At 56.3% G+C, this 872-nt stretch carries 1 protein-coding gene; it reads left to right on the forward strand.

Features of this window, described 5'->3' with window-relative positions; translation table 11 throughout:
* On the forward strand, nt 1-872 hold an 872-nt coding region (locus AUR66_RS21740), incomplete at both ends, for a phage NrS-1 polymerase family protein (protein ID WP_058571182.1).

Here is an 872-nt window from a genome sequence, read left to right on the forward strand (position 1 = left end):
AGACCGGTGACGTCGACGACGACGCACAGGACATCATCGACCGACTCGATTCCTACACGGAAGTCTCACCATCGGGAACGGGCTACCATGTGCTCATCAAAGGAGAACTCCCCAACGGACGGAACCGACGTGGGCATATCGAACTGTACGACACCGCACGCTTCTTTACCGTCACCGGCGACCGCGTCGACAACACGCCCGGACAAGTCAAACGCCGACAGGACGCGCTCGAAGCGATTCATCGTGAATACGTCCAACTACACTCAGAGAACAAAGACCCCGAGCGTGACGAACATACGAGCGTCAGGGACGACGCCAACACCACACCCGCAGTCTCCCTCGAAGACAACGAGTTACTCAAGAAAGCAAAGAACGCCTCGAACGGGCCCAAATTCGAACGCCTGTGGAATGGGAACACCGCTGGCTACGACAGCAACTCGGAAGCAGACATGGCGCTGTGTTGTTTGCTGGCGTTCTGGACCGGTGGAGACACGACACAGATGGACACGTTATTCCGACAATCGGGACTCCTCCGAGCGAAATGGGACGAAGTTCACTACGCCGACGGATCGACGTACGGTGAGAAGACCATTGAGCGGGCGACCGAGGCGACGTCGGAGTACTACGACCCCAGTCCAAGAAACGAATCGACGCAGTCGAAGCTAGAAACAGAGCCTGAGAGCACCGACGTGGATACCGACGAACCGAACCGCCAGAACGCATACCTCATCGAGAAGAACCAGTTGTTGTCTACCCGTGTAAGCGAACTCGAGGCGACGATTGAACAGAAAGACGAACGTATCGAAGAACTCGAAAGCCAGGTTGAGGGTCTCAGTGCCGATCTTTCGGCACGTAGTGACGCCAATAATGAC

This window comes from Haloferax profundi (assembly GCF_001469865.1).
Taxonomy (GTDB): Archaea; Halobacteriota; Halobacteria; order Halobacteriales; family Haloferacaceae; genus Haloferax; species Haloferax profundi.